The organism is Streptomyces sp. R11 (genome assembly GCF_041051905.1).
Classification (GTDB): Bacteria; Actinomycetota; Actinomycetes; order Streptomycetales; family Streptomycetaceae; genus Streptomyces.
The window spans coordinates 2,401,958-2,425,497 of the sequence record NZ_CP163432.1; the positions used below are offsets into that span (position 1 = coordinate 2,401,958).

A 23,540-nucleotide genomic window follows, 5' to 3' on the forward strand; every position below is an offset into this window, starting at 1 on the left:
TCTGGACCCGGACATCCGCCCCGCCCCCGCGTTGCACCCCTCATTCGATGGACTCCCTGATGCGTTCGGCGCCCCGCAGGCGCGCCGGTGCCGCGCGCCGGTTCTCGGCGACCTCTTCCTCGGTGGGAAGTTCGGCACCGCGCGTCAACAGCTTGAGCCGGGGCTGGTACTGCTCGGGGACAACCGGCAGCCCGGGCGGGGCGGTGTTGGCGGCGCCGGCCGCGAACACCTGCTTGACCAGCCGGTCCTCCAGCGAGTGGTACGACAGCACGGCGATCCGCCCGCCGACGTCGAGGGCCGCCACGGCGGCCGGGATCGCCCGCTCCAGGACGGAGAGCTCGCCGTTGACCTCGATGCGCAGCGCCTGGAAGGTGCGCTTGGCCGGGTTGCCGCCGGTGCGCTTGGCGGCCTGCGGCAGCGCGTCCCGGATGAGCTCCACCAGCCGGGCGCTGTTCGTGAACGGCTCCTTGTCCCGCTCGCGCACCACGGCGGCCACGATCCGCTTGGCCTGCTTCTCCTCGCCGTACGCGCGCAGGATCCGGACGAGTTCGCCGGCCGGATAGGTGTTGAGGACCTCTGCGGCGCTGATGCCGCTCGTCTGGTCCATGCGCATGTCGAGGGGGGCGTCCTGGGCGTAGGCGAAGCCGCGGTCCGCCTCGTCGAGTTGCATGGAGGAGACGCCGAGGTCGAACAGGACGCCCTGCACGCGCGCGATGCCGAGCCTGGCCAGGACGTCCGGCAGCTCGTCGTAGACGGCGTGCACGAGGTTGGCGCGCTCGCCGTACGCCGCGAGCCGCTCGCCGGACAGGCGCAGGGCCTCCTTGTCGCGGTCGAGGGCGACGAGGCGGGCCTCGGGGAACCGCTCGAGGAGAGCCTCGCTGTGGCCGCCGAGCCCGAGCGTGCAGTCGACGACCACGGCTCCCGGCCGCTGCAGCGCGGGGGCCAACAGGTCCAGGCACCGCTGGAGCATCACCGGGACATGTCGACTCTGGCTCAAGGGGCCCTCTCAGATCCGGCGGGCGTGCACGCACCGCCGGGTCCCCGCCCGCTCGTGAAGGGGAGGCCTGCCGGCGCCGGAAGCGACAGCCGACCGGGAGCGGGAGGAGGCCGAGCCGCACGTACGCGCCGCGCACGTGGGGAGATCTCCGGAAAGTCGCCGGGGTCTCCGGGGAATTCAGTCCAGCAGGGAGTCTCGCCTCCCGCTTCGCGTCACTTTAGTCCACCGTCCGTCGCGGTCAATCAACCGGCCTGCGCGTCGCCGCTTCGGGTTCCGCCGCCGCCGCGCTGCGCGGAAAATCGCTCGTATGGGCGCACTCACGGCACCCCTGTGGGTTAGCTCACAACAAGGCTCGATGGCGTTCTTTGTCCCCTCTCACAACGGGACCGTTCGGGACGTGACCAGTACCGTCATGGGTATGACGACTTCTGCATCGGTTCCCACTGACCCTCAGGGTGCGATAGCCGACCGCGGCACGGTCACCGACCGTCTCGTCGAGGCGAACGAGCGCTATGCCGCCGCCTTCACCGACCCGGGCATGGACGCCCGGCCCGTGCTCCACGTCGCCATCGTCGCCTGCATGGACGCCCGACTCGACCTGCACGCCGCGCTCGGCCTGGAGCTCGGCGACTGCCACACCATCCGCAACGCGGGGGGCGTCGTGACCGACGACGTGATCCGCTCGCTCACCATCAGCCAGCGCAAGCTCGGCACCCGCAGCGTCGTGCTGATCCACCACACCGGCTGCGGTCTGGAGTCCCTCACCGAGGACTTCCGCACCGAGCTGGAGCTGGAGGTCGGCCAGCGCCCCGCCTGGGCGGTGGAGTCCTTCCGCGACGTCGACCAGGACGTGCGGCAGTCGATGCAGCGCGTGCGCACCTCGCCGTTCCTGGTGCACACCGACGACGTACGCGGCTTCGTCTTCGACGTGAAGACGGGTCTGCTGCGCGAGATCGACCCCGCGTAACCCTCCGCCGCGCCTGTCGTTTCGCTGTCAATTCGGCCTCTGGAGCGCACAAAAGGCCCTAAGCACTGACATATCGCGGACAGTTGTCCACAGTCGAGTGACACGAATCGGTAACGGCAGCAAGAATGCGAGAGTGGCAGCACGCGGAACGTTTCCCGCGTGGTGTCCGTGTTCCAGGGGTGGGCCGGTCCGCATCGCGTCGGCCCGGAAAGAACGGGCCGAGGAGGGCCGGGTGACGACCTATGACGATCGAGCGAGCCTCACTGATCTGACCGCCACTGCGGAGCGTGTCCGCAGTTCGGTGGAGGGTGTGATCGAGGGCAAGCCCGAGGTCGTACGGCTTTCGCTGACCGTACTGCTCGCCGAGGGACATCTTCTGATCGAGGATGTCCCCGGCGTGGGCAAGACGATGCTGGCCAAAGCGCTGGCACGATCCATCGACTGTTCGGTCCGGCGTATCCAGTTCACGCCCGACCTGCTGCCGTCCGACATCACCGGTGTGTCCATCTGGGACCAGCAGCGCAAGGACTTCGAGTTCAAGCCCGGCGCGATCTTCGCCCAGATCGTGATCGGCGACGAGATCAACCGTGCCTCGCCGAAGACCCAGTCCGCGCTGCTGGAGTCCATGGAGGAGCGCCAGGTCACGATCGACGGGCAGACCTATGAGCTGCCGAGCCCCTTCATGGTGGTGGCGACGCAGAACCCGGTCGAGATGGAGGGCACCTATCCGCTGCCCGAGGCCCAGCGGGACCGCTTCATGGCCCGCGTCTCCGTCGGCTACCCCAGCGTGGAGGCCGAGCTGCAGATGCTGGACGTGCACGGCGGTGTCTCGCCGCTGGAGGACCTCCAGCCGGTGGCGCACGCGCACGACATCGTGAAGCTGATCGACGCCGTCCGCGGCGTCCACGTCGCCGAGCCGGTCCGGCGATACGCGGTGGAGCTGGTCGCCGCCACGCGCACGCACCCCGACCTCAGACTCGGCGCCTCGCCGCGCGCGACGCTGCATCTGCTGCGCGCGGCGAAGGCGTCCGCAGCCCTGAGCGGCCGGGAGTACGCACTGCCGGACGACGTGCAGGCCCTCGCCGTGGCCGTCCTGGCCCACCGCCTGCTGCCCACCGCCCAGGCCCAGCTGAACCGGCGTACGTCCGAACAGGTCGTCCAGGAGATCATGCAGCGCACCCCGGTGCCCGCCGCGCCCCAGCAGCAGACCGGCTTCGGGGGCCTCGGCCGGGGCACTCCGACGTACGGCCAGCAGCCGCCGCGGAGGCTCGGATGACCTCCGGTGGGACCGGCCAGGCGGAGGCGGACCGCGGTGAGAAGAGCGGGATCCGCACCGCACTGGCCGGTCTGACCACGCGTGGCCGCTCCTTCCTGGCCGCCGGTATCGCGGCCGCCATCTGCTCCTACGTCCTCGGGCAGAGCGACCTGCTGCGCGTCGGGCTGCTCCTCGCGGTGCTCCCGCTGGTCTGCGCGACGGTGCTGTACCGCACGCGCTACCGGGTCGCGGGCAGCCGCAGACTCTCCCCCGCGCGCGTGCCCGCCGGCAGCGAGGCCCGCGTCCATCTGCGGATGGACAACGTCTCCCGGCTGCCCACGGGCCTGCTCATGCTCCAGGACCGGGTGCCGTACGTCCTCGGACCGCGTCCCCGCTTCGTCCTGGACCGGGTGGAGGCGGGCGGCCGCCGCGAGGTGTCCTACCGCGTGCGCTCCGACCTGCGCGGCCGCTATCCGCTGGGCCCGCTGCAGCTGCGCCTGAGCGACCCGTTCGGCATGTGCGAGCTGACCCGCTCCTTCTCGGCGCACGACACCCTGACGGTCATCCCGCGCGTGGAGCCGCTGCCGCCGGTGCGCTTCAGCGGCGAGGCGAAGGGCTACGGCGACGGGCGGCAGCGCTCACTCGCGCTGGCCGGCGAGGACGACGTGATCCCGCGCGGCTACCGCTACGGCGACGATCTGCGCCGCGTGCACTGGCGCTCCACCGCCCGCTACGGCGAGCTGATGGTGCGCCGCGAGGAACAGCCGCAGCGCGCCCGGTGCACGGTGCTGCTGGACACCCGGGGCCCGGCCTTCCAGGGCGCGGGCCCCGACTCGGCCTTCGAGTGGGCCGTGTCGGGCACGGCCTCCGTTCTGGTCCACATGCTCGAACGGGGCTTCTCCGTCCGGCTCCTGACGGACACCGGCAGCTCGGTGCCCGCCGAGGGCGCCGACGGGTTCGCGGGCGCGAGCCAGGAGTCCGCGGACGCGGCCGGGCTGATGATGGACACCCTCGCGGTGATCGACCACTCGGACGGTACGGGTCTGTCGCGGGCGTACGACGTCATGCGCGGCGGCAACGAAGGGCTGCTGGTCGCCTTCTTCGGCGACCTCGACGAGGAGCAGGCGACGGTGGCCGCCAAGATGCGGCAGCGCAGCGGCGGCGCGGTGGCCTTCGTGCTGGACAGCGGGTCCTGGGTGCGGGAACCCACCGATGTGCCCGGCGCGTTGGACAGGGGCGAGGAGCGGCTGCGGATGCTGCGGGAGGCGGGCTGGACGGCCCTGAGCGTGCCGCGGGGGGCTTCGCTGGACGAGCTGTGGCGCCAGGCGGACCGTGCACGCACGGACGCGGCCGCGATCAGCGGCGCGTATGGCGAGGGGGGACGGGCATGAGCGGGCGGACACGGATGGCGCTGAGCGCCGCGGCGGCGACGCTGATGGCATCCTGCGCCCTGCTGCCCCTGGTCTCCCCGGTCACCTGGCTGCTGCAGGCGATCTTCCTGCTGGCGATCCAGACGGGCGTGGGCATGGCGACCCGGCGGGTGCCGCTGGCCCGGCCCCTGACGGTGGCGGCGCAGGCCCTCGTCGCCCTGATGCTGCTGACCCTGACCTTCGCCAACCAGCAGGCGATCATCGGGGTGATCCCCGGGCCCGAGGCGTTCGTCCACTTCGGCGAGCTGCTGCAGACGGGCGCGGACGACGTCAGCCGGTACTCGATCCCGGCGCCCCTGTCCGACGGCATCCGGCTGATGCTCATCGGCGGGGTGCTGATCATCGGCCTGGCGGTGGACACCCTGGCGGTGACGTTCCGTAGCGCCGCCCCGGCCGGGCTGCCGTTGCTGGCGCTGTACTCCGTCGCCGCGGGGCTGTCCGAGGGCGGCGCGGACTGGCTGTGGTTCCTGGTCGCCGCCGCGGGCTATCTGATGCTGCTCCTGGCCGAGGGGCGCGACCGGCTCTCGCAGTGGGGCCGGGTCTTCGGCGGGGCGCCACGGACGCCGGGCGGGGAGCCGACCGGCGCGGTGGCGCCGGTCCGTACCGGGCGGCGCATCGGTGTGGTCGCGCTGGGCATCGCCCTGGCGGTGCCGCTCGCCCTGCCCGCGATGGACGGCGGCCTGCTGGGCCCCGCGGGCACGGGAGTCGGCTCCGGCACCGGGAGCGGGGGCACGATCTCGGCGGTGAACCCGCTGGTGTCCCTGCGCGACAGTCTGAACGTGGACGAGGACCGCGAGGTCCTGTCCCTGAAGTCCGACACCGCCGATATGTCGAACATGTATTTGCGGATCGTCTCCTTGGACGACTTCGACGGCACCACCTGGCAGCCGGCCAAGCGCAGCATCCAGGCCGTGCCGACCGAGTTCCCCACGCCCTTCGGCCTCGGTCCGGACGTACAGCGCTCACAGGTCGAGACGACCATCTCGGCCGCGGACTGGTACGCGCAGAACTGGCTGCCGATGCCGTACCCGCCCAGCGGCGTCGACATCGCCGGCAACTGGCGGTACGAACCGCTGGGCATGACGGTCGTGGGCGACCGCCGCCAGACCACGCGCGGGGCGACGTACACCGTGCGCAGCCTCGACGTGCAGCCGACGGCGAAGCAGCTCGCGAACGCGCCGGCGCCGCCCGCGGCCCTGAAGCGCGAGTTCACCGAGCTGCCCGACACTCTGCCCACGGTGGTCGCCCGGACCGCGCGCGAGGTCACCGAGGGGGCGGACAACCCCTACGAGCAGGCCGTCAAGCTCCAGGAGTACTTCGCCGTCACGGGCGGCTTCCAGTACGACACCAACGTCAAGGTCGGCAGCGGCCGGCAGGCGATCGCACGCTTCCTGAAGGACAAGCAGGGCTTCTGCGTCCACTTCTCCTTCGCGATGGCGGCGATGGCCCGCTCGCTGGACATACCGGCACGGGTGGCGGTGGGCTTCGCGCCCGGGACCCCGCAGGGCGACAACTCCGTCTCGGTGGGGCTGAAGGACGCGCACGCCTGGCCGGAGCTGTACTTCGAGGGCGTGGGCTGGACCCGCTTCGAACCGACGCCGACCCGTGGTTCGGTGCCGTCGTACACCCAGTCGGACTCGACCGGCTCGACGCTGCCGGACGTGGCGCGGCCCTCGCAGTCGACGAGCACGGGGCCCTCGGCCTCGCCCTCGACCAGCGAGAGCTGCGCGGGGCAGAAGCCGGAGCTGTGCGCGAGCGAGTCCCCGGAAGCCGCGCTCGTCACGGACGACGACGGCCCGAAGTGGTACGTCATCCTGGCCTGGGCCCTTGGGGGGGCCGCGGCGCTGCTGATCCCGTTGGCGCCGATGCTGTGGCGGCTGCGGACCAGAGCGGTACGGCTCGGAGGGCACGGTCGCACGGAGGCGGACGTTTCGCTTCACACGCTGGCGGTGTGGCAGGAACTCACGGACACCGCCTGGGACTTCGGCATCTCCCCGGACGACTCCCAGACCCCCCGCAAGACCGCCGCCCGCATCGTCCGCCTGGGCCATCTCGACCCACCGGCCGCGGCCTCGGTGCACCGGGTGGCCGACGCGGTGGAGCAGGTCCTCTACGCCCCCAGCCCCCGACCGCCGGCCGGCCTCGCGGAGGACGTCCGCGGCGTCCTGTCCGACCTCGAGTCCAAGTCCACCTGGACGACGAACCTGCGCGCCCGTCTGGCCCCACGCTCCAGCGCGCGGGTCGCCTGGGCCCTGTCGGATTGGTGGACCAACGTCAAACGGCGTGCCGCAGCGGCCCGCCCGACGTTGCGCAGGCCCTCCACGCCGGGTCAGCGGGGGTGACCGGCCGGCCCCCGGCCGCCGAGCCCCGGCTCACCCAGCCGGACGTGGACACTCGGCAACCCAGCCGGACGTAGACACACGTCACAGGACGTAGACACACGTCAGGGGGTGACCACCCACCGGTGGTCACCCCCTGCGTCTGTTCAGGAGCTGCTCGTCGAGCTAATGGCCGCCCTGTTCGTCACGGCGACGCTGCCAGCGCTGTTCGATACGGTCCATCATGGAGCGCTTCTGACGTGGCTGCCGGCGCGCCTGCTGGCCACCCGCGGGCTGCTCGCCCGGCTTGGGGGCCTTGCGCCAACCGGTCACGGCGAGTACCGCACAGCCCAGCATGACGAGGAAGCCCACCACGCTCAGCCACACCTGCTTGGCGACCATTCCAGCCATGAGGAGCGCGATACCTACGAGGAAGCCCGCGACCGCCTGGTAGACCCGTCGCCGGGTGTACGTACGCAGCCCGCTTCCCTCAAGCGCTGTCGCGAACTTGGGATCTTCGGCGTACAGCGCTCGCTCCATCTGCTCGAGCATTCGCTGCTCGTGCTCCGAGAGCGGCACGGAGTCCTCCTCATCGTGCAGTCGCCGGGGCGACCCGGGGGGTCCCTTCAGGATAGGCAGGGAATCGCCCCCGTGAAACCCGCCCCTCTACGCCAATTGGCCAACCGGGCTCCGTCATGGACGTCCCGGCTCGCTGAGGTCTGCATTCCCCAGCGGCCGACCCGTCATGCCGGAACGGTCTCCCTCGATCATACGGCGCCGCGCGCCCGATCGGGGGGCCTGTGGCGTACTCCATGTGCAGCCAAGCCCCTGATCAACGGCGCACCCCTGGGGTCCGCTCACGGAAAGCGGCTCAGGCCCCGGCGGTCTCCGGCGTCTCGCCCAGCACGTGGAGCTGCGTGGCCACGGAGTGGAAGGCGGACAGCTCTGCCGCGGCCTCCTCCAGCTTCAGCAGCGCCTCCAGAGCGCCGGGCTCGGTGTCCACCAGCACGCCCGGGACCAGGTCGGCGAAGACCCGCACCCCGTGCACGGCCCCCACCCGCAGGCCGGCGCCCTCGACCAGCCCGGTGAGCTGCTCGGCGGTGAAACGGCGCGGCACGGGGTCACCCTGGCCCCAGCGGCCGTCCGGGTCCTCCAGGGCCTGCTTGGCCTCCTTGAAGTGACCGGCGAGGGCCCGCGCCAGCACGGCACCGCCCAGACCGGCGGCGAGCAGGCTGAGGACGCCCTCGGCGCGCAGGGCGGCGACGGCGTTGCGGACGCCCTCGGCGGGGTCGTCGACGTACTCCAGGACGCCGTGACACAGCACGACGTCGTACCCGCCGCGCTCGACCACGTCGAAGAGGCCGTGGGCGTCGCCCTGGACGCCCTGCACCCGGTCGGCGACCTCGGCCTCGGCGGCGCGCCGCTCCAGGGCGAAGAGCGCGTTCGGGCTGGGGTCGACGACGGTGACGCGGTGACCGAGGCGGGCGAGGGGCACGGCGAAGTTGCCGCTGCCGCCCCCGGTGTCCAGGACGTCCAGCGCCTGCCGCCCCGTGGCCTTGACCCGGCGGTCCAGGGCGTCCTGGAGGACCTCCCAGACCACGGCGGTACGGAGAGAGGCGCGGGGGCGCATCGGGTCCGACACGGCGTTTGACTCCTCGGCGCGGCACCGCCGTCTGCACGGCGGAGCGAACGGGGTGCCTCCCGGCCGCCCGGTCACGGGAGGGGAAGGCTTCAGGCGCCCTCCACCCTATTGCCTACGCCGGCCCACCCGGCCATCGCGGTGCCGCACGACGCCGACCGTCTCGCCCGACGGACGGTGATGCCCAGGGCGGGCCCGGACCGGGGGACTTCACAAGCGGATGCCGGGGACCGTTGTCCGAAGCCGGAGCCCCGGCAGCACCCCGGCACGGGCCCCAGGTGCCCCGATCCGATCTCAGCCCGCGTCCGGCATGCCGTCCCGCGCGTGACGCGAACTGTCGGCCCCCTCCCCGGCCGTCCCGTCCATGTCCGGTCGCGGCTGCGGCAGGACCGGCTGGAGCACCAGCATCCGCTCGACGAGGCGCAGGAACATCGCCACGTCGCGTATCAGGTCGTCGGCGTCCCGGCGGCTGGCCGCGCCCTGGATGCCCGCCTCGGCCCGGGCGCGGCGCCGGGCGCCGGAGGCGAACAGCGCGCTCCACTCGGCGAGTTCGGGCGCGATCTCGGGGAGCACTTCCCATGCGCTCCTGATGCGGGCCCGGCGCCTGGGGCTGGGCTCCGGTCGCCCCCGCGCGGCGAGCACGGCGGCGGCGATGCGCAGGGCGGCGAGGTGGGCTGTGGCGTAGCGCTCGTTCGACGTTTCCAGTACGGCGGTTTCGTCCAGTCCGGCACGGGCCTGGGCGAGCAGGTCGAGGGCGGCGGGCGGGGCCGTGGTCCGGCGGAGCACGGGGTGCACGTCGCTCGCCGGGCCGGTCAGTGAGGGGGCAGGGCCGGTGGCGCGGCGCCGGCGGGCGGCTGCTGCGTGATAGCTGGCCATGACGAACCTCCTGTCGTCTGTGTGACGGCACGCCCTGATACGGGATGCCGTATGTGCCCATCGTGAGGTATGGCACTGACAATCCGTTCTGACCTGGGATTTTGCTTCGATCGAGAGTTCGGGCTAACTTTTGCACTGACCAGTCAGTTCAAATGAAGAGGGGGCAGGGATGGGGGGAACCGTGGCCGCTGCCGGCGTCACGGCCCGGGATCTCGGCCTCGAAGGGCCCCGCGGATGGACGTTCCGCGGGGTCTCCTTCGAGGCGGAGGCCGGCTCGCTGATCACGATCGAAGGGCCGTCCGGCACGGGGCGTACGTGTCTGCTGCTCGCGCTCACCGGGCGGATGAAGCCCACCGAGGGGTCCGCCACCGTCGACGCGGCCGTGCTGCCCAAGCGCATGGCGGCGGTACGGCGCGTCAGCGCCCTGGCCCATGTCCCGGGTGTGACCGACCTGGACCCGGCCCTGACCGTCGCCGAGCACCTGCGCGAACGGGCGCTGCTGCAGCGGCGGTTCGGCGACTCGTTGCGCGGGCTGCTGCGGCCGCGCGGCGAGCGCAGGAGCGAGGAGCGGCAGCGGATCGACGCCGCTCTGACAACGGCGGGGCTCGACCTGGACTCCCTGCCCAAGGGCTCGCGTACGGCCGCACGGGATCTGGAGCGGATGGAGGGGCTGCGGCTGTCCGTCGCGCTGGCCCTCATCGCGCGCCCGCGTGTGCTCGGTGTCGACGACACCGACCTCAAGCTCTCGGACGCCGAACGGGCCGAGGTCTGGGCGCTGTTGAAGTCGATCGCCGACGCCGGGACGACGGTCGTGGCGGTGTGCAGCGAGGCCCCCGACGGGACCGTCAAGGTGTCGACCCAGGCCGTCGACGAGGTGCCCGCACTCGAGGAAACCGACGGAAAGGAGGCCGCCGATGCGCTCGCCGAGGCTGGCCGCGCTTGAGCTGAGGCGCTTCGGCCGGGGGAAGCTGCCGCGTGCCGCCCTGGTCGCGCTGCTGGTGCTGCCCCTGCTGTACGGCGCCCTGTATCTGTGGTCGTTCTGGGACCCGTACGGCCGCCTGGACCGCATCCCCGTGGCGCTCGTGAACGACGACAAGGGGGCGAGCGTCGAGGGCAAGAAGCTCGCCGCCGGCGACGACATCACCAAGGGGCTGCGCGAGAGCGACGTCTTCGACTGGCGGGAGGTGAGTGCCGCCGAGGCCCGGAAGGGCGTCGAGAACGGCACCTACTACCTGTCGCTGACCATGCCGGCCGACTTCAGTGAGCGGATCGCCTCCAGCTCGGGCGACTCCCCGGAAACGGGCGCACTTCAGGTGCGTACGAACGACGCCAACAACTACATCGTCGGGCAGATCTCGCGGACGGTCTTCAGTGAGGTGCGCGAGGCGGCGTCCACGAAGGCGTCGCGGTCGTTCCTGGACAAGATCTTCGTCTCGTTCTCCGACATCCACGGCAAGACGGTCAAGGCCGCGAACGGCGCCGACAAGCTCGAAGGCGGCATCGGGAAGGCGGAGAAGGGCTCCAAGGACCTCGCCGACGGACTGAAGGACGCCAAGAAGGGCAGCGGCAAGCTGGCCACGGGCCTGAGAAAGCTCAACACCGGGGCGGGCGACCTGGAGGACGGCTCCAGGCGGGTCGCGGAGGGGACGCAGACGCTGGCCGACAGGGTCAACGGGGTCGACAGCAAGATCGGGCCGTTCCTGAAGGACAACGAGAAGACCATCGGGGACACCGCCCAGTTGGTCGCCGACGCCTCGGGCGCGATCCGCAACAACCTCGACGACTGGGTCGAGCGCGCTCCGGGCGCCGCCGAGCACGCCCACAAGGCTTCCGACGCGCTGAACGTCATCCACAAGGCGCGCTGCGAGGACGCCGTCCTGCCCGACCCGGCCTGTTCGGACTTGAAGAAGGCGAAGCAGTCGGCCGCGGACGTGGCGACGATCGCCGACGATCTCAACACGCTGGTCACCGACCAGAAGGGCGATCTGAAGAAGCTCGACAAGCACCTCGCCACCCTCCAGAAGCAGTCCCAGGCGCTCGCCGACCGCGCACCGCGCCTCTCCGAGGACCTCGACGACGCCGTCAGCAGGATCAACAAGCTGAACCAGGGGGCCGGCAAGGTCGCCGCGGGAGCCAAGAAGCTGCACTCGGGCCTCGGCTCGGCCAAGACCGGCGCGGCGGACCTGGACACCGGTGTGGGCGAGCTCAAGTCCGGCGCGGTCGACCTCAACGGCGGCATCTACAAGCTCGTCGACGGCTCCGGGAAGCTCTCGGACGGGCTGCACGACGGTGCCGAGCAGATCCCCGACTACGACAAGAAGGCCCGCGAACAGCGCACCGAGGTCATGTCCGACCCGGTTCAGCTCGTCTCGCGGGACATGCACAAGGCGCCCAACTACGGCACCGGATTCGCCCCGTACTTCATCCCGCTGTCCCTGTGGGTGGGCGCGATGGTGGCGTACATGGTGATCACGCCGATGAACCGGCGCGCGCTCGCCGCGGGCGCATCGGCGTGGCGGATCGCGCTGGCCGGCTGGCTGCCCGTGGTGGCGATCGGGGTGCTGCAGACGGTGGCCCTGATGTCGGTGCTGCACTGGGCGGTCGGGCTGCAGATGGTGCGGGCGGCCGGAACGGTGGGTTTCCTGTTCCTGGTGACGGCGTGCTTCGCGGCGATCGTGCAGTGGCTGAACGCGCGCTTCGGGGCGGCGGGCCGGATTCTCGTCCTGGCGTTCCTGATGCTGCAGTTGACGTCCGCGGGCGGCACCTATCCCGTGCAGACCAGCCCGGGCTTCTTCAACGCGCTGCACCCCTTCCTGCCGATGAGCTACGTCGTGGAGGCGCTCAGGAGGCTCATCACGGGCGGCGGGCTGGAACCGGTGTGGCAGGCGTGCGTGGTGCTCGTCGCCTTCACCGCGGCCGCCCTCGCGCTGACCGCCCTGTCGGCCCGTCGCCGGCAGGTGTGGACACTCGACCGGCTGCACCCGGAGCTGACCCTGTGAGCGCACGCGGGACAATCAGGCCCATGGAAAGCAGCAACGCCGCGTCGGGCGGCAGCACGCGCCGTGAGGCCACCCGGCAGAAGCTCTACGAGGCGGCCGTCACGCTCATCGCCGAACAGGGCTTCTCCGCCACCACCGTTGACGAGATCGCCGAACGGGCCGGGGTGGCGAAGGGCACGGTCTACTACAACTTCGCCAGCAAGTCCGTCCTCTTCGAGGAGCTGCTGCGCCACGGAGTCGAACTCCTCACCGCGTCCCTGCGTGAGGCGGCCGAGAAGACCGCGCGGGACGGCGGCAGCAAGGTGGACGCCCTGGACGCGATGATCCGCGCGGGGCTGGTCTTCATCGACCGCTACCCGTCCTTCACCCAGCTCTACGTCGCCGAGCTGTGGCGGACGAACCGGGCCTGGCAGTCCACGCTGATGGTGGTCCGGCAGCAGGCCGTCGCGGTCGTCGAGGGCGTGCTGCGCGAGGGCGTGGCCAACGGCGAGTTCAGCGAGGAGATCGACGTCCAGCTGACCGCCGCCGCCCTGGTCGGCATGGTCCTGGTAGCCGCGCTGGACTGGAAGTCGTTCCAGCCGGAGCGCTCCCTGGACGACGTGCACTCGGCGCTGTCGCGGCTGTTGCAGGGCCGGGTGAGCGGGCGCCGCTGACGCGGCAGGCGTCGTACGCACACGAAAGCGCCGGTCCGACGGTGGCCGCGTCCCCCGCGGGCCACTGTCGAACCGGCTCCTTCTCGTGCTCCCCCGTTTCCCCCGTACTCCCCCGCTCCCCCTGGACCCCCGTCCGGTCGTTCCCCCGGGTCCCCCGTCTCGCTCCCGCCGACGCCGGGTCGGCGGAAGGAGCGGATCCGGGGCCGCTCCGATTCCGGCGCCCCGTGTCGCCGGTGCCGGAGCCGCTCCCCTTCTCCGTGCCCCCACTCTCTCGTTCAGGCACGTCGGGCCCCATCCGCGCGCGTACTCAACTCACCGACTAGGTACGCGTACTCAGAACTGGGCACTCATCCCCAAGCCCCGCCGTTGCCGACTGGTTACGATCGCGTCCGTGTCCATACTTCCCTTGATCTTCACCAGCGGCTGGGCCAGCGGAGTCAACTCCTACGCCGTGGTCCTCCTGCTCGGCGTGTTCGGCGCGACAGGGCTGAGCGACGAGGTGCCCGAGGCGCTGCAACGGCCCGACGTACTGATCGCGGCCGGCGTGCTGTTCCTCTGCGAGGCCGTCGCCGACAAGATCCCGTACGTGGACTCGGCGTGGGACTCGGTGCACACCGTGATCCGGCCGGTCGCGGGCGCGGTCGTGGCCGCGCTGCTCGCCGGGCAGAGCGGGTCGCTGCCCGAGCTGGCGGCGGGCGCGGTCGGCGGTTCCACGGCACTGGTGAGCCACCTGGTCAAGGCGGGCACCCGGATGGCGGTCAACACCTCGCCGGAGCCGTTCAGCAACGTCGTCGTGAGCATCGCCGAGGACCTCGGGGTCGGTGCCCTCATCACCCTCGCGATCTTCTACCCCGTCGCCGCGGCGGTCATCGCGGGCGCCCTGCTGCTCGGCGGGCTGCTGCTGCTCCTGTTCCTGGTCTCCCGGATCCGTCGCTTCCGGCGCCGCAGGGCGGAGCGCCGGGAGGAGAAGCGGGTCGCCCAGGCCGTGGGGCAACGGCCCGGCTGAGGCGGCCGCGCAGGGCCTCGGCTGCGCTTGCGCCCGAGGTCAGGGAGCCGGTTGTCAGTGGCGGCCGATGCTGCGTTCCCCCGGGGGACAACCCCCGGACCTCCAGCAGACAAACAGGTCAGCCGCAATGACCGGCGCGAACATCGGTGAGCAGGCCCAAGTAAAGTCCCACGCATGGCAAGGATTGCGGTGATCGGCGCCGGGATGGGCGCGATGGCGGCCGCTGCCCGGCTCGCCGTCGCGGGCCACCGGGTGGCGGTGTACGAGCGTACGGAGACGTACGGCGGAGCGGTGCGCCGCTTCGAGCGCGACGGCTTCGGGTTCGACACGGGCCCGGGGCTGCTCCCCCTCCCCGCCGTGTACCGCGATCTGTTCATCAAGACCGGCAAGGAGCCTTTGGAGGCGTGCGTCGAGCTGGTCCAGGTCGACCCGTCCGCGCGGCACGTCTTCGCGGACGGCACCGAGGTCCGAATTCCGAACGCCTCGCGCGCGGGCGTCGTGACAGCCCTCGACGAGGCGCTGGGCGCCGGCACGGGCGGCCGGTGGGGCGACTTCCTGGTCCGCGCCCGCGAGGCCTGGGACCGCACGCGCAGGCCGCTGCTGGAGGAGCCCCTGTGGCCGAACTGGCAGGTGCTGGCCGAGCGCGAGCCCTACCCTGCGGTCCCCCACAAGCGGTTCCTGCGCACCCGCCGGGCCGGCACCCTCGCCGAGGTCGGCGCCTGGGAGTTGCGCGACCCCCGGCTCGTCGCCCTGCTGGAGAGCCACGCGCTCGCGTACGGCCTGGATCCGCGCGAGACACCGGCGAGCGCGGCGGTACTGCCGTACCTGGAGCACGCGTTCGGGATCTGGTATGTGCGGGGCGGCGTACGGGAGTTGGCGCGGGCGGTGTACGAGCGGTGCGTGGCCCGGAAGGTCGAGTTCAGCTTCGGCGCGGAGGTCTCCGGGGTCCTGGAGAAGGACGGCCGGGCGGCGGGGCTCGAACTGGCCGACGGTTCGGTGGTGGAGGCCGACCTCGTGGTCTCCGGAGTCGCCCCCGGGGTGCTGGACCGCTTCGTCCGCGGCACGGCGCCCCGCGGCGAGGCCGAGGTCGCGTCCCAGCGCGGTGCTGCGAGCCGTCTGACGGTCCTGCTGGCGCTGCGCGGCGCCCGGCCGGAAGGTACGGCGCACCGCACGGTGGTGCACGCGGCGGACCGTGAGACCGAGTTGGAGGCCCTGTTCGGGGCGGCCGGGGGCATGGCCGCGCGAGCCACGGTCACCGTCCTGCGGCCCGACGACCCGGCACTGGTTCCGGACGCCGGGCACGAGGCGATCACGCTCACTTCGACGGTGCCGGCACAGCCCGACCGGAGTTGGGCGGAACCGGAGAACCTCAGCCGGCACGCCGAAGACCTGATCACGGTCGCGGAGCGTGCCGTGCCGGACCTGCGCGACCGGCTCCTCTGGCACGAGATGCGTACCCCGGCCGACATCGCGGCGGAGACCGGCACGGAGGGCGGTGCGGTTCCGGCACCCGCCCTGGCCGCGGCGGAGGGGCGTCTGCTGCACCCGTCCAACAGCACAGCCGTGTCCGGCCTGTTCACGGTCGGCGGCTGGTCCCACCCGGGCGGCGGGCTCCCCCACGCCGGCATGTCGGGCGCGCTGGTGGCGGGACTGATCGTGGAGGGGCCCGAGTTCCGGGGCTCTCAGTGACCCGGGCGTGAGCTGCGGCGCGCGGGGCCGTCAGAAGCGGTACTGCTCGTCGTACCCCTGGCCCTGCCCATGCTGCTGGCCGTCGCCCTGGTACGGGTACTGCTGCTCGGGCGGGAGTTCGCCGCCGTACGCCTCGTCGGTGCGCTGCTGCGGGACCCAGACGCCGCCGGACGGAGTCTCGCCGTAGGTGCCGGTGGCGTACTGGTCCTGGGTGTAGCCCTGCTGGCCGTACTGCTGCTGGCCGTAGGCGTCGTAGGAGGCGCCGCCGTAGGTCTGGGTGCCGATGTACGGGTCGGAGTACGCGGCGTACTGCTGCTGCTGACCGGTGGTGTCGTAGCCGTACTGCTGCTGGTCGTAACCGCTGTAGCCGTCATAGGCATAGCTCTGGTCGGCCGTCGCGTACTGATCCTGGGGCTGGCCCGTGGCCGCGTAGTTCTGGTCGGCGGCGGCGTAGGCGGGGTCGCCGCCGTATATGCCGTAGGAGCCCGTGTCGTCCGGCAGGGGCTGCGGCTCATACACGGAGGTCGTCTCGGCGGCGGTGGGCTGAGCAGCACGTGACGGGGTGAACACGTCGTCGCGGTCGTAGTCGTCGCCGTAACCGACGCTGTCCTGGCCGTACTTGGCCTCGTTGCCCGCGTAGCCGCCCTCGGCCGCCTCCAGGTCGGAGACCTCGAGGGTCGGCTCCTGGCGGTCGGGCTCACCGCGGCGGCGCTTGGCGGCGGCGAGCGGGCCCAGGGCCGGCGCGGAGACCGCCCAGCCGGCCGAGAAGCCGCGGCGGAACGACAGCGTGACGTAGGTCTGGCCGACCGCGAACGCCGCCGCGCCCAGACCGATGACGATGACGGAAGGAATCAGCACCCCGACCACGACGCCGAGGAACCCGACGAAGGCGAGCAGCCGCCAGCGCAGCCGCGCCTTGTACTGCAGCAGCACCTCGCCCAGCAGCCACAGCGCGACGACGCCGAATGCGATGTAGAGGACCGTCCAGCCCATGTACGCCCCTCTCCCAGTGGCCGCCTACGCAGTGTGACGTATATCAGGACGACCGGTCTAGGCCTGCGGTGGGTGGTGCAGGCCCAGGCTTTCGTAGATTTCCAAGGTAGCTGTGGAGTTGTTCAGCGTGATGAAGTGCAGTCCGGGCACTCCCTCGGCCAGCAGCCGCGCGCAGAACTCCGTCGCGAACTCGATGCCAATGGAGCGTACAGCCGCGGGATCGTCCTTGGCTGTGAGGATCCGCTCTTTCAGGGCGGCCGGGAAGGCGGCGTTGGTGAGGGAGGGGATGCGTTCCAGCGTCTTTACGCTGGCGATCGGCATGATCTCCGGGATGATCGGGGTGTCGCAGCCCGCGGCCGAAACCCGGTCGCGCAGGCGCAGGTAATCCTCCGGTTCGAAGAACATCTGCGTGATCGCGTAGTCCGCGCCGGCCCGGCACTTGTCGACGAAGTGCCGGACGTCCGCCTCCCAGTCGGCGGAGCGCGGGTGCATCGCGGGGAAGGCCGCCACGCCCACGCAGAAGTCGCCGGACGCCTTGATCAGTTCGACGAGTTCGGCGGCGTAGGCGAGGCCCCGGGGGTGCGGCACCCACTCGCCCAGGGGGTCGCCGGGCGGGTCGCCGCGCAGGGCGAGCATGTTGCGGATCCCGGCGTCGGCGTACTGCCCGATGATGTTGCGCAGGTCGGCCACCGAGTGGTCGACGGCGGTGAGGTGGGCGATCGGGGTGAGCGTGGTGTCCGAGGCGATCGCCTCGGTCGCCTTGACCGTGCCCGCGCGGGTGGAACCACCCGCGCCGTAGGTCACGGAGACGAAGTCGGGTCCTACGGCCTCGACCCGGCGCAGCGCGTTCCACAGGTTCCGCTCGCCCTTCGGGGTCTTGGGCGCGTAGAACTCGAAGGAATACGTCGTCTTTCCGGTCGCGAGCATCTCGCGCACGGTACGAGCGTGGTCCGATCTGATGGATGCGGTGCCGAGGGCCATACTCGCAGGTTAGCCAGGGGGCCCCGGTCCCCCAACCGGACGCCGGACATTTGCCCGATTTGCCAGGTTGTTGTCCACGCCTTGGACAAACGTCAGGAAATCCGGGGTCGGGGCGCCCACCGGGGCAGGCGGGGGACTACCCCTGCCGCAGCCGCTTGGCGAACTCCGCCGCCGCCGCGCCCGGGTCGTCCGCCTCAGTGATCGCCCGTACGACGACGGCACGGCGGGCGCCCGCCTCCAGCACCTGGTCGAGGTTGGCGAGGTCGATGCCGCCGATGGCGAACCAGGGGCGGTCGGTGCCGAGGGCAGCCGTGTGGCGGACCAGGTCGAGGCCCGGTGCGTGGCGGCCGGGCTTGGTGGGGGTCGGCCAGCAGGGGCCGGTGCAGAAGTAGTCGACGCCCTCCTGGACGGCGGCCGCGGAGGCCTCGGCCTCGGAGTGCGTGGAGCGGCCGATGAGGACGTCGCCGCCGAGGATCGCGCGGGCCGCGGGTACGGGGAGGTCGCCCTGGCCGAGGTGCAGGACGTCGGCGCCGGCGGCGTGGGCCACGTCGGCACGGTCGTTGACCGCGAGGAGCTTGCCGTGCCGGGCGCAGGCGTCGGCGAAGACCTGCAGATGCTCCAGCTCCTCGGCCGCCTCCATGCCCTTGTCCCGCAACTGCACGATGTCGACACCCCCCGCCAGCACGGCGTCCAGGAACTCCGCGAGGTCGCCCTGCTGCTTGCGGGCGCCGGTGCAGAGGTAGAGCCGGGCATCGGCGAGCTGGGCGCGGGCGGTGCCTGCGGTGACGGTGTCGGACATACGGTGCCCCCTGTGGTCGGGTTGCCGGACGGGTGACGTCGGGCGGGTGCCGGACGGTGGCACGGTAGCCGGAGCGGGGCGCGCCGTCGCGGAGCGGTGGGGTGTGGTGTGCTGGGGCGCGATGGCACCGGACCCGGCCTCCGGTGCGGGCCGGGCCCGCCCCCGGGCCCTGGGACGGCGCCCTCCGGCGGCGGCCTCGACTTCAGTGCGGCACCGGCCGACGCGGCAGGATCCGCCGACCATGGTCGGCCCGACTCATGTCGGCGAACGGGAGCGGCAGGATCTCCCCGCCGCTCCACGCCACTTCACGCCACGCCACTCCCCACCGCGCGCCGCGCGCGTCCCGCTCCCGGCCTCGGGCCGCAGCCAGCCGCGGCCGTAGCCCATTGGGGCGACCCCGGCCCGTGCGCCGGACGGTGTTCGGATCGGTGGGTTCGGACTCAGACGGCGAGCGCCTGGGCGCGGCGCTTCACCTCCGTGCCGCGATTCTCACTGAGGGCTTGCGCGGGGGTGCCGGGCAGGCTGTCGTCGGGGGTGAAGAGCCACTCCAGCATCTCTTCGTCCGTGAAGCCGTCGTCCCGCAGGAGCGTCAGGGTCCCGGACAGACCCTTGACGACCTTGTCCCCGTCGATGAAGGCGGCGGGGACGTGCAGCGCGCGGTTCTCACCACGGCGTACGGCGATGAGCTGGCCCTCCTTGACCAGCTGCCGGACGCGGGTCACCTCGACGCCGAGCATTTCGGCGATGTCGGGGAGGGTGAGCCAGGCGGGGACGAGAGCATCGGTTCTTGCGTCAATCTCGGTCACGGAAACAAGCCTGCCATCTGCCACTGACAGTCGGAAGTCAGGCCGGTCCACCTGGGAGGACCTGTTGGGGTGACGTGCTAGGCCACCGCCGCCTTCATCGGCCGCCCAGGGTCCCTCAGCAGCTCCGCATCGACCGGCGTGCCCGACTCGATCAGCCGTCGGCCCTGTGCCAGATCCCTCGGTCGGCCCACCGCCAGCAGGGCGACGAGTCGGTCGCCCCGCAGCCAGCAGACGGTCCAGGCGGGGCCCGACGGGTCGCCGCGCCACAGGAGCGTGTCGGCGGCGGCGTGATGGCCGGCGTACTGGACGAAGCGACCGAACTGCTCGGACCAGAAGTAAGGCACGGGGTCGTAGATCGCGGAGCTCTCGCCGAGGATGTTCGCGGCGACCGTGCGCGGGCCCTGGAGGGCGTTGTCCCAGTGGTGGACCAGGAGGCGGTCGCCGTACCGTCCCGACGGGAAGGAGGCACAGTCGCCGACCGCGTAGACGTCCGGCACGGACGTGCGCAGACGCTCGTCGGCCACGACGTCTCCCCGCGCTCCGAGCTCGATGCCCGAGTCGGCCAGCCAGGCCGTGGCGGGCCGCGCCCCGATGCCGACCACGACCGCACCGGCGGGCACCCGTGAGCCGTCGTCGAGGATCACCTCGCCGGGCTCGACGCGCTCCACGCGCGCGTGCGTGCGCAGCACCGTCCCGCTGTCCTCGTACCAGGCGGTCATCGGCGCGGCCACCTCCGCGGGCAGCGCACCCGCGAGCGGCCGGTCGGCGGCCTCCACGACCGTCACCGCGCAGCCCGCCTCCCGCGCGGCCGTGGCGAACTCCGCGCCGATCCAGCCCGCCCCGACCACCACGATGTCGTGCCGGCGGGCCAGCACCGGCCGCAGCCGCTCGGCGTCGTCCAGGGTGCGCAGCAGATGCACGCCGGGCACGCCCTCCGCGCCCGGCAGCCGGATCGGTTCGGCGCCGGTGGCGAGGACGAGGACGTCGTACGGGACGGGCCCGGCCTCGGTGTCCAGTTGGTGCTCGGCGGGGCGCACGCCCAGCACCTCGCGCCCCAGCCGGAGTTCGACGCCGAGCGCCTCGAAGTCGACGTCGAAGGCGGAGCCCTCGGCCTTGCCGAGCAGCACGGCCTTGGACAGGGGCGGCCTGTCGTACGGCTGGTGGGGCTCGGCGCCGATCAGTGTGACGGTGCCGGTGAAGCCCTGTTCCCGCAGGGCGACCGCCGTCTGCACGCCGGCCATGCCCGCGCCGGCGACGACCACGCGGCGTGCCGCTGACGTGCCCCGTTGCTGCGTCTGCTCGCTCACCTGATCACCATAGACAACTGACTATTTGTCAGTCAGGGGGCGTGCTCAGTGACCTGCTGCACAACCTCGATCGCGAGCTCCTCCACCACGCTGGTCCCGCTGCCCGCCTGCGACTCCCACTCCCAGCTCTCGGCCAACCGCACCCGCCCGTCGGGCAGCTCGACCACCGTCGACACGCAGTGCCCCGACGACGTCGTCCCGTCCCGCTTGAGCTGCACGTACCGGAAGTCCAGCCGGTCGCCTTCCCTGGTGCCCACGAGATGGCCCCGTACGACGTCTCCGCCCGTGTACTCGGCCCAGATCTCGCCGTCCTTCTCGTGGTACGTGAACCGGGTGCGCGTACCCACCTGACCTGGGGCCTGGTCCGCGACCGGGGCGAGGACGAGACCGTCGAGCGAGCGGGCCATGGGCGCGGGCTCCCTTACTGAGACTTACGGCGGCGGGCTAGGGTGGCCAACGTAGAGCACTCGCGGGAGCCCGGACGCACCGGGCTGAGAGGGAGGCTGGCGGCCTCCGACCGTACGAACCTGATCCGGGTCATGCCGGCGAAGGGAGGGGCTGGACGCCCATGTCGCGTACGCGAACGTCAGACGTCCTTGTCATCGGGGGCGGAATCATCGGCCTGGTCACGGCGTGGCGGGCCGCGCAACGCGGGTTCACGACGGGAGTCGTGGACCCCGAGCCGGGTGGCGGCGCCGCCCAGGTGGCGGCCGGAATGCTGGCCGCCGTCACGGAACTGCACTACGGCGAGCAGACCCTGCTCGGCCTGAACCTCGCCTCGGCCCGCCGTTACCCGGACTTCGCGGCCGAGCTGACCGACCTCACCGGCCACGACCTCGGCTACCGCCGGTGCGGCACGCTCGCCGTCGCGCTGGATGCCGACGACCGGGCCCATCTGCGCGACCTGCACGCCCTGCAACGCCAGTCCGGCCTGGACTCCGAGTGGCTGTCCGGGCGGGAGTGCCGGCGCCTGGAGCCGATGCTCGCGCCGGGCGTGCGCGGCGGGCTGCGGGTGGACGGCGACCACCAGATCGACCCGCGGCGGCTGTCCGGGGCGCTGGTGGCCGCGTGCGAGCGGGCCGGGGTGGTCTTCCACCGGACCTGGGCCGAGCGCTTCGACGTCGTACGGGACCGGGCAGCGGGGGTCACCACGGCGGACGGCACCGAGCTGCGCGCGAACCAGGTCGTCCTCGCGGCCGGCAGCCTCAGCGGGCGCCTGCCAGGAGTCCCGGACGACGTACTGCCGCCCGTGCGCCCCGTGAAGGGGCAGGTGCTGCGGCTGACCGTGCCGAAGCGGTACGCGCCGTTCCTGAGCCGGACCGTGCGCGCCGTGGTGCGGGGCAGCCAGGTGTATCTGGTGCCGCGCGAGAGCGGGGAGCTGGTCGTCGGGGCGACGAGCGAGGAACTGGGCTGGGACACCACGGTGACCGCGGGCGGCGTCTACGAGCTGCTGCGCGACGCGCACGAGCTGGTGCCGGGCATCACCGAACTGCCGCTCACCGAGACGCGGGCCGGCCTGCGCCCCGGCTCCCCCGACAACGCTCCGCTGCTCGGCCCGACCGAGTTGGAGGGGCTGTCGCTGGCCACCGGGCACTACCGCAACGGCGTGCTGCTCACGCCGGTCACCGGCGACGCCATGGCGCACGTCCTGACCACCGGTGAGCTCCCGGACGAGGCCCGCGCCTTCACCCCCAGGCGCTTCGGCGCCGCCGCACTCACGGAGCAGCCCGCATGAGCGTCCCGGTCACCATCTCGGTCAACGGCGAGCGTCGGCAGATCGAGCCGGGCACGGCTCTCGACACGCTCGTGAAGTCCCTCACCGCGGCGCCCTCCGGAGTGGCCGCCGCCCTCAACGAAACCGTCGTACCGCGCACCCAGTGGCCGTCGACGTCCCTCTCCGAGGGGGACCGCGTCGAGGTCCTGACCGCCGTCCAAGGAGGCTGAACCATGGCCGACGATCCCTTTGTCATCGGGGGTACGTCCTTCTCGTCCCGTCTGATCATGGGCACGGGCGGGGCGCCCAGCCTGGACGTGCTGGAGCGGGCACTGGTGGCGTCCGGGACCGAGCTGACGACGGTCGCGATGCGGCGCGTGAACGCGTCGGTGCACGGCTCGGTGCTGTCGGTGCTGGAGAAGCTCGGGATCCGGGTGCTGCCGAACACGGCGGGGTGCTTCACGGCGGGAGAGGCCGTGCTGACGGCCCGCCTCGCGCGCGAGGCACTCGGCACGGATCTGATCAAGCTGGAGGTCATCGCCGACGAGCGGACGCTGCTGCCGGACCCGATCGAGCTCCTCGACGCGGCCGAGACGCTGGTGGACGACGGGTTCACCGTGCTGCCGTACACCAATGACGACCCCGTGCTGGCGCGGAAGCTGGAGGACGTCGGCTGTGCGGCGATCATGCCGCTGGGGTCGCCGATCGGTTCGGGGCTCGGCATCCGCAATCCGCACAACTTCCAGCTGATCACGGAGCACGCGCGCGTGCCGGTGATCCTGGACGCGGGAGCCGGTACGGCGTCGGACGCGGCCCTGGCGATGGAGTTGGGGTGCGCGGGTGTGATGCTCGCCTCGGCGGTGACGCGGGCCCAGGAACCGGTGCTGATGGCCGACGCGATGCGGCACGCGGTGGAGGCCGGGAGGCTGGCGTTCCGGGCGGGGAGGATTCCGATGCGGCACTTCGCGGAGGCGTCGTCGCCGGTCGAGGGTCTGGCGAGGCTGGACCCGGAGCGTCCCGCGTTCTGAACGCACGTTCGATGGAAAGTCTTCGGCCAATGAGGCGTCCGTCACAGGTCAGCTTCAGTCCCGCCCCGATCCCTGCCGAACCG

22 protein-coding genes and 1 riboswitch are annotated in these 23,540 nt (G+C 72.1%); of the genes, 12 read left to right on the top strand and 10 right to left on the bottom strand.

Translation table 11 applies throughout. The features are described from left to right. Positions 1-40: 40 nt before the first annotated feature. Positions 41-997: a 16S rRNA (cytosine(1402)-N(4))-methyltransferase RsmH gene (rsmH, locus tag AB5J55_RS10945; RefSeq protein ID WP_369270471.1), complete on the bottom strand. Its 957-nt coding sequence runs from the start codon at positions 995-997 to the stop codon at positions 41-43. A gap of 418 nt (positions 998-1,415) precedes the next feature. On the opposite strand from rsmH, the gene AB5J55_RS10950 reads away from it, so the two are divergent. The 4 genes from AB5J55_RS10950 (at position 1,416) to AB5J55_RS10965 (ending at position 6,991) form a co-directional block, all read left to right on the top strand. Then, positions 1,416-1,964: a beta-class carbonic anhydrase gene (locus AB5J55_RS10950; RefSeq protein WP_369270472.1), complete on the top strand. Its 549-nt coding sequence runs from the start codon at positions 1,416-1,418 to the stop codon at positions 1,962-1,964. A gap of 232 nt (positions 1,965-2,196) precedes the next feature. Further along, a complete protein-coding gene (locus tag AB5J55_RS10955) occupies positions 2,197-3,240 on the top strand; it encodes a MoxR family ATPase (protein ID WP_328882231.1) in 1,044 nt (347 codons plus the stop codon). Next, a complete protein-coding gene (locus AB5J55_RS10960) occupies positions 3,237-4,610 on the top strand; it encodes a DUF58 domain-containing protein (RefSeq protein ID WP_369270473.1) in 1,374 nt (457 codons plus the stop codon). Before AB5J55_RS10955 ends, AB5J55_RS10960 begins: the two co-directional genes overlap by 4 nt. Further along, the gene (locus AB5J55_RS10965; protein WP_369270474.1) at positions 4,607-6,991 is read left to right on the top strand and encodes a DUF3488 and DUF4129 domain-containing transglutaminase family protein; all 2,385 of its coding nucleotides are present in this window, start codon (positions 4,607-4,609) and stop codon (positions 6,989-6,991) included. The genes AB5J55_RS10960 and AB5J55_RS10965 overlap by 4 nt, the downstream gene beginning before the upstream one ends. 162 nt (positions 6,992-7,153) lie before the next feature. Here AB5J55_RS10965 and AB5J55_RS10970 read toward each other — a convergent pair whose 3' ends face one another. The 3 genes from AB5J55_RS10970 to AB5J55_RS10980 all read right to left on the bottom strand — a co-directional run bounded on the left by AB5J55_RS10970 (position 7,154) and on the right by AB5J55_RS10980 (position 9,482). Continuing rightward, a complete protein-coding gene (locus AB5J55_RS10970) occupies positions 7,154-7,546 on the bottom strand; it encodes a DUF3040 domain-containing protein (protein WP_048583452.1) in 393 nt (130 codons plus the stop codon). 292 nt (positions 7,547-7,838) lie between these two features. Continuing rightward, on the bottom strand, positions 7,839-8,609 hold the full coding sequence (locus AB5J55_RS10975) for a methyltransferase (RefSeq protein WP_369270475.1): 771 nt from the start codon (positions 8,607-8,609) through the stop codon (positions 7,839-7,841). Between the two features lie 291 nt (positions 8,610-8,900). Next, positions 8,901-9,482: an SAV_6107 family HEPN domain-containing protein gene (locus AB5J55_RS10980; protein ID WP_369270476.1), complete on the bottom strand. Its 582-nt coding sequence runs from the start codon at positions 9,480-9,482 to the stop codon at positions 8,901-8,903. Between the two features lie 169 nt (positions 9,483-9,651). Here AB5J55_RS10980 and AB5J55_RS10985 point away from each other — a divergent pair, with 169 nt between their 5' ends. The 5 genes from AB5J55_RS10985 (at position 9,652) to AB5J55_RS11005 (ending at position 15,829) form a co-directional block, all read left to right on the top strand. Continuing rightward, the gene (locus AB5J55_RS10985) at positions 9,652-10,425 is read left to right on the top strand and encodes an ATP-binding cassette domain-containing protein (RefSeq protein ID WP_369270477.1); all 774 of its coding nucleotides are present in this window, start codon (positions 9,652-9,654) and stop codon (positions 10,423-10,425) included. After that, positions 10,397-12,481: a YhgE/Pip family protein gene (locus AB5J55_RS10990; protein WP_369270478.1), complete on the top strand. Its 2,085-nt coding sequence runs from the start codon at positions 10,397-10,399 to the stop codon at positions 12,479-12,481. Before AB5J55_RS10985 ends, AB5J55_RS10990 begins: the two co-directional genes overlap by 29 nt. Before the next feature lie 23 nt (positions 12,482-12,504). Next, positions 12,505-13,134, top strand: coding sequence for a TetR/AcrR family transcriptional regulator (locus AB5J55_RS10995; RefSeq protein WP_369270479.1), 630 nt, complete (start codon positions 12,505-12,507; stop codon positions 13,132-13,134). 391 nt (positions 13,135-13,525) lie between these two features. Then, positions 13,526-14,140, top strand: a complete 615-nt coding sequence (locus tag AB5J55_RS11000) for a DUF4126 domain-containing protein (RefSeq protein WP_369270480.1) — start codon at positions 13,526-13,528, stop codon at positions 14,138-14,140. A gap of 174 nt (positions 14,141-14,314) precedes the next feature. After that, entirely contained in the window at positions 14,315-15,829 is a 1,515-nt protein-coding gene (locus AB5J55_RS11005) for a phytoene desaturase family protein (protein WP_369270481.1), read from the top strand. A gap of 30 nt (positions 15,830-15,859) precedes the next feature. On the opposite strand, the gene AB5J55_RS11010 is transcribed toward AB5J55_RS11005, so the two are convergent. The 6 genes from AB5J55_RS11010 to AB5J55_RS11035 form a co-directional block, all read right to left on the bottom strand. Further along, the gene (locus AB5J55_RS11010; RefSeq protein ID WP_369270482.1) at positions 15,860-16,822 is read right to left on the bottom strand and encodes a hypothetical protein; all 963 of its coding nucleotides are present in this window, start codon (positions 16,820-16,822) and stop codon (positions 15,860-15,862) included. A 57-nt stretch (positions 16,823-16,879) separates the two neighbouring features. Continuing rightward, on the bottom strand, positions 16,880-17,803 hold the full coding sequence (gene metF / locus AB5J55_RS11015) for a methylenetetrahydrofolate reductase [NAD(P)H] (RefSeq protein WP_369270483.1): 924 nt from the start codon (positions 17,801-17,803) through the stop codon (positions 16,880-16,882). Positions 17,804-17,939: 136 nt separating this feature from the next. After that, positions 17,940-18,602, bottom strand: coding sequence for a thiamine phosphate synthase (gene thiE / locus AB5J55_RS11020; RefSeq protein WP_369270484.1), 663 nt, complete (start codon positions 18,600-18,602; stop codon positions 17,940-17,942). A gap of 440 nt (positions 18,603-19,042) precedes the next feature. Next, positions 19,043-19,408, bottom strand: a complete 366-nt coding sequence (locus AB5J55_RS11025; RefSeq protein WP_369270485.1) for an Rv2175c family DNA-binding protein — start codon at positions 19,406-19,408, stop codon at positions 19,043-19,045. Positions 19,409-19,485: 77 nt separating this feature from the next. Continuing rightward, on the bottom strand, positions 19,486-20,715 hold the full coding sequence (locus AB5J55_RS11030; protein WP_369270486.1) for an NAD(P)/FAD-dependent oxidoreductase: 1,230 nt from the start codon (positions 20,713-20,715) through the stop codon (positions 19,486-19,488). Positions 20,716-20,747: 32 nt separating this feature from the next. Continuing rightward, positions 20,748-21,122, bottom strand: coding sequence for a hypothetical protein (locus AB5J55_RS11035; protein WP_369270487.1), 375 nt, complete (start codon positions 21,120-21,122; stop codon positions 20,748-20,750). A gap of 52 nt (positions 21,123-21,174) precedes the next feature. Beyond that, a riboswitch (TPP riboswitch) is annotated at positions 21,175-21,286 on the top strand. Between AB5J55_RS11035 and thiO the strand changes: the two genes are divergently transcribed. The 3 genes from thiO (at position 21,284) to AB5J55_RS11050 (ending at position 23,457) form a co-directional block, all read left to right on the top strand. Next, complete coding sequence (thiO, locus tag AB5J55_RS11040; RefSeq protein ID WP_369270488.1) at positions 21,284-22,450, top strand: glycine oxidase ThiO; 1,167 nt, start codon at positions 21,284-21,286, stop codon at positions 22,448-22,450. It overlaps the preceding riboswitch by 3 nt. Continuing rightward, positions 22,447-22,659, top strand: a complete 213-nt coding sequence (thiS, locus tag AB5J55_RS11045; protein ID WP_328882213.1) for a sulfur carrier protein ThiS — start codon at positions 22,447-22,449, stop codon at positions 22,657-22,659. Before thiO ends, thiS begins: the two co-directional genes overlap by 4 nt. Before the next feature lie 3 nt (positions 22,660-22,662). Next, a complete protein-coding gene (locus AB5J55_RS11050; RefSeq protein ID WP_369270489.1) occupies positions 22,663-23,457 on the top strand; it encodes a thiazole synthase in 795 nt (264 codons plus the stop codon). Positions 23,458-23,540 lie beyond the last annotated feature (83 nt).

What these genes read in the sequence shown, in the direction of transcription:
- AB5J55_RS10950 (WP_369270472.1), top strand. Translation starts at nt 1,416, where the DNA reads ATGACGACTTCTGCATCGGTTCCCACTGACCCTCAGGGTGCGATAGCC.
- AB5J55_RS10960 (WP_369270473.1), top strand. Translation starts at nt 3,237, where the DNA reads ATGACCTCCGGTGGGACCGGCCAGGCGGAGGCGGACCGCGGTGAGAAG.
- AB5J55_RS10965 (WP_369270474.1), top strand. Translation starts at nt 4,607, where the DNA reads ATGAGCGGGCGGACACGGATGGCGCTGAGCGCCGCGGCGGCGACGCTG.
- AB5J55_RS10980 (WP_369270476.1), bottom strand. Translation starts at nt 9,482, where the DNA reads ATGGCCAGCTATCACGCAGCAGCCGCCCGCCGGCGCCGCGCCACCGGC.
- AB5J55_RS10985 (WP_369270477.1), top strand. Translation starts at nt 9,652, where the DNA reads ATGGGGGGAACCGTGGCCGCTGCCGGCGTCACGGCCCGGGATCTCGGC.
- AB5J55_RS10990 (WP_369270478.1), top strand. Translation starts at nt 10,397, where the DNA reads ATGCGCTCGCCGAGGCTGGCCGCGCTTGAGCTGAGGCGCTTCGGCCGG.
- AB5J55_RS10995 (WP_369270479.1), top strand. Translation starts at nt 12,505, where the DNA reads ATGGAAAGCAGCAACGCCGCGTCGGGCGGCAGCACGCGCCGTGAGGCC.
- AB5J55_RS11005 (WP_369270481.1), top strand. Translation starts at nt 14,315, where the DNA reads ATGGCAAGGATTGCGGTGATCGGCGCCGGGATGGGCGCGATGGCGGCC.
- AB5J55_RS11010 (WP_369270482.1), bottom strand. Translation starts at nt 16,822, where the DNA reads ATGGGCTGGACGGTCCTCTACATCGCATTCGGCGTCGTCGCGCTGTGG.
- metF (WP_369270483.1), bottom strand. Translation starts at nt 17,803, where the DNA reads ATGGCCCTCGGCACCGCATCCATCAGATCGGACCACGCTCGTACCGTG.
- thiE (WP_369270484.1), bottom strand. Translation starts at nt 18,602, where the DNA reads ATGTCCGACACCGTCACCGCAGGCACCGCCCGCGCCCAGCTCGCCGAT.
- AB5J55_RS11035 (WP_369270487.1), bottom strand. Translation starts at nt 21,122, where the DNA reads ATGGCCCGCTCGCTCGACGGTCTCGTCCTCGCCCCGGTCGCGGACCAG.
- thiO (WP_369270488.1), top strand. Translation starts at nt 21,284, where the DNA reads ATGTCGCGTACGCGAACGTCAGACGTCCTTGTCATCGGGGGCGGAATC.
- thiS (WP_328882213.1), top strand. Translation starts at nt 22,447, where the DNA reads ATGAGCGTCCCGGTCACCATCTCGGTCAACGGCGAGCGTCGGCAGATC.
- AB5J55_RS11050 (WP_369270489.1), top strand. Translation starts at nt 22,663, where the DNA reads ATGGCCGACGATCCCTTTGTCATCGGGGGTACGTCCTTCTCGTCCCGT.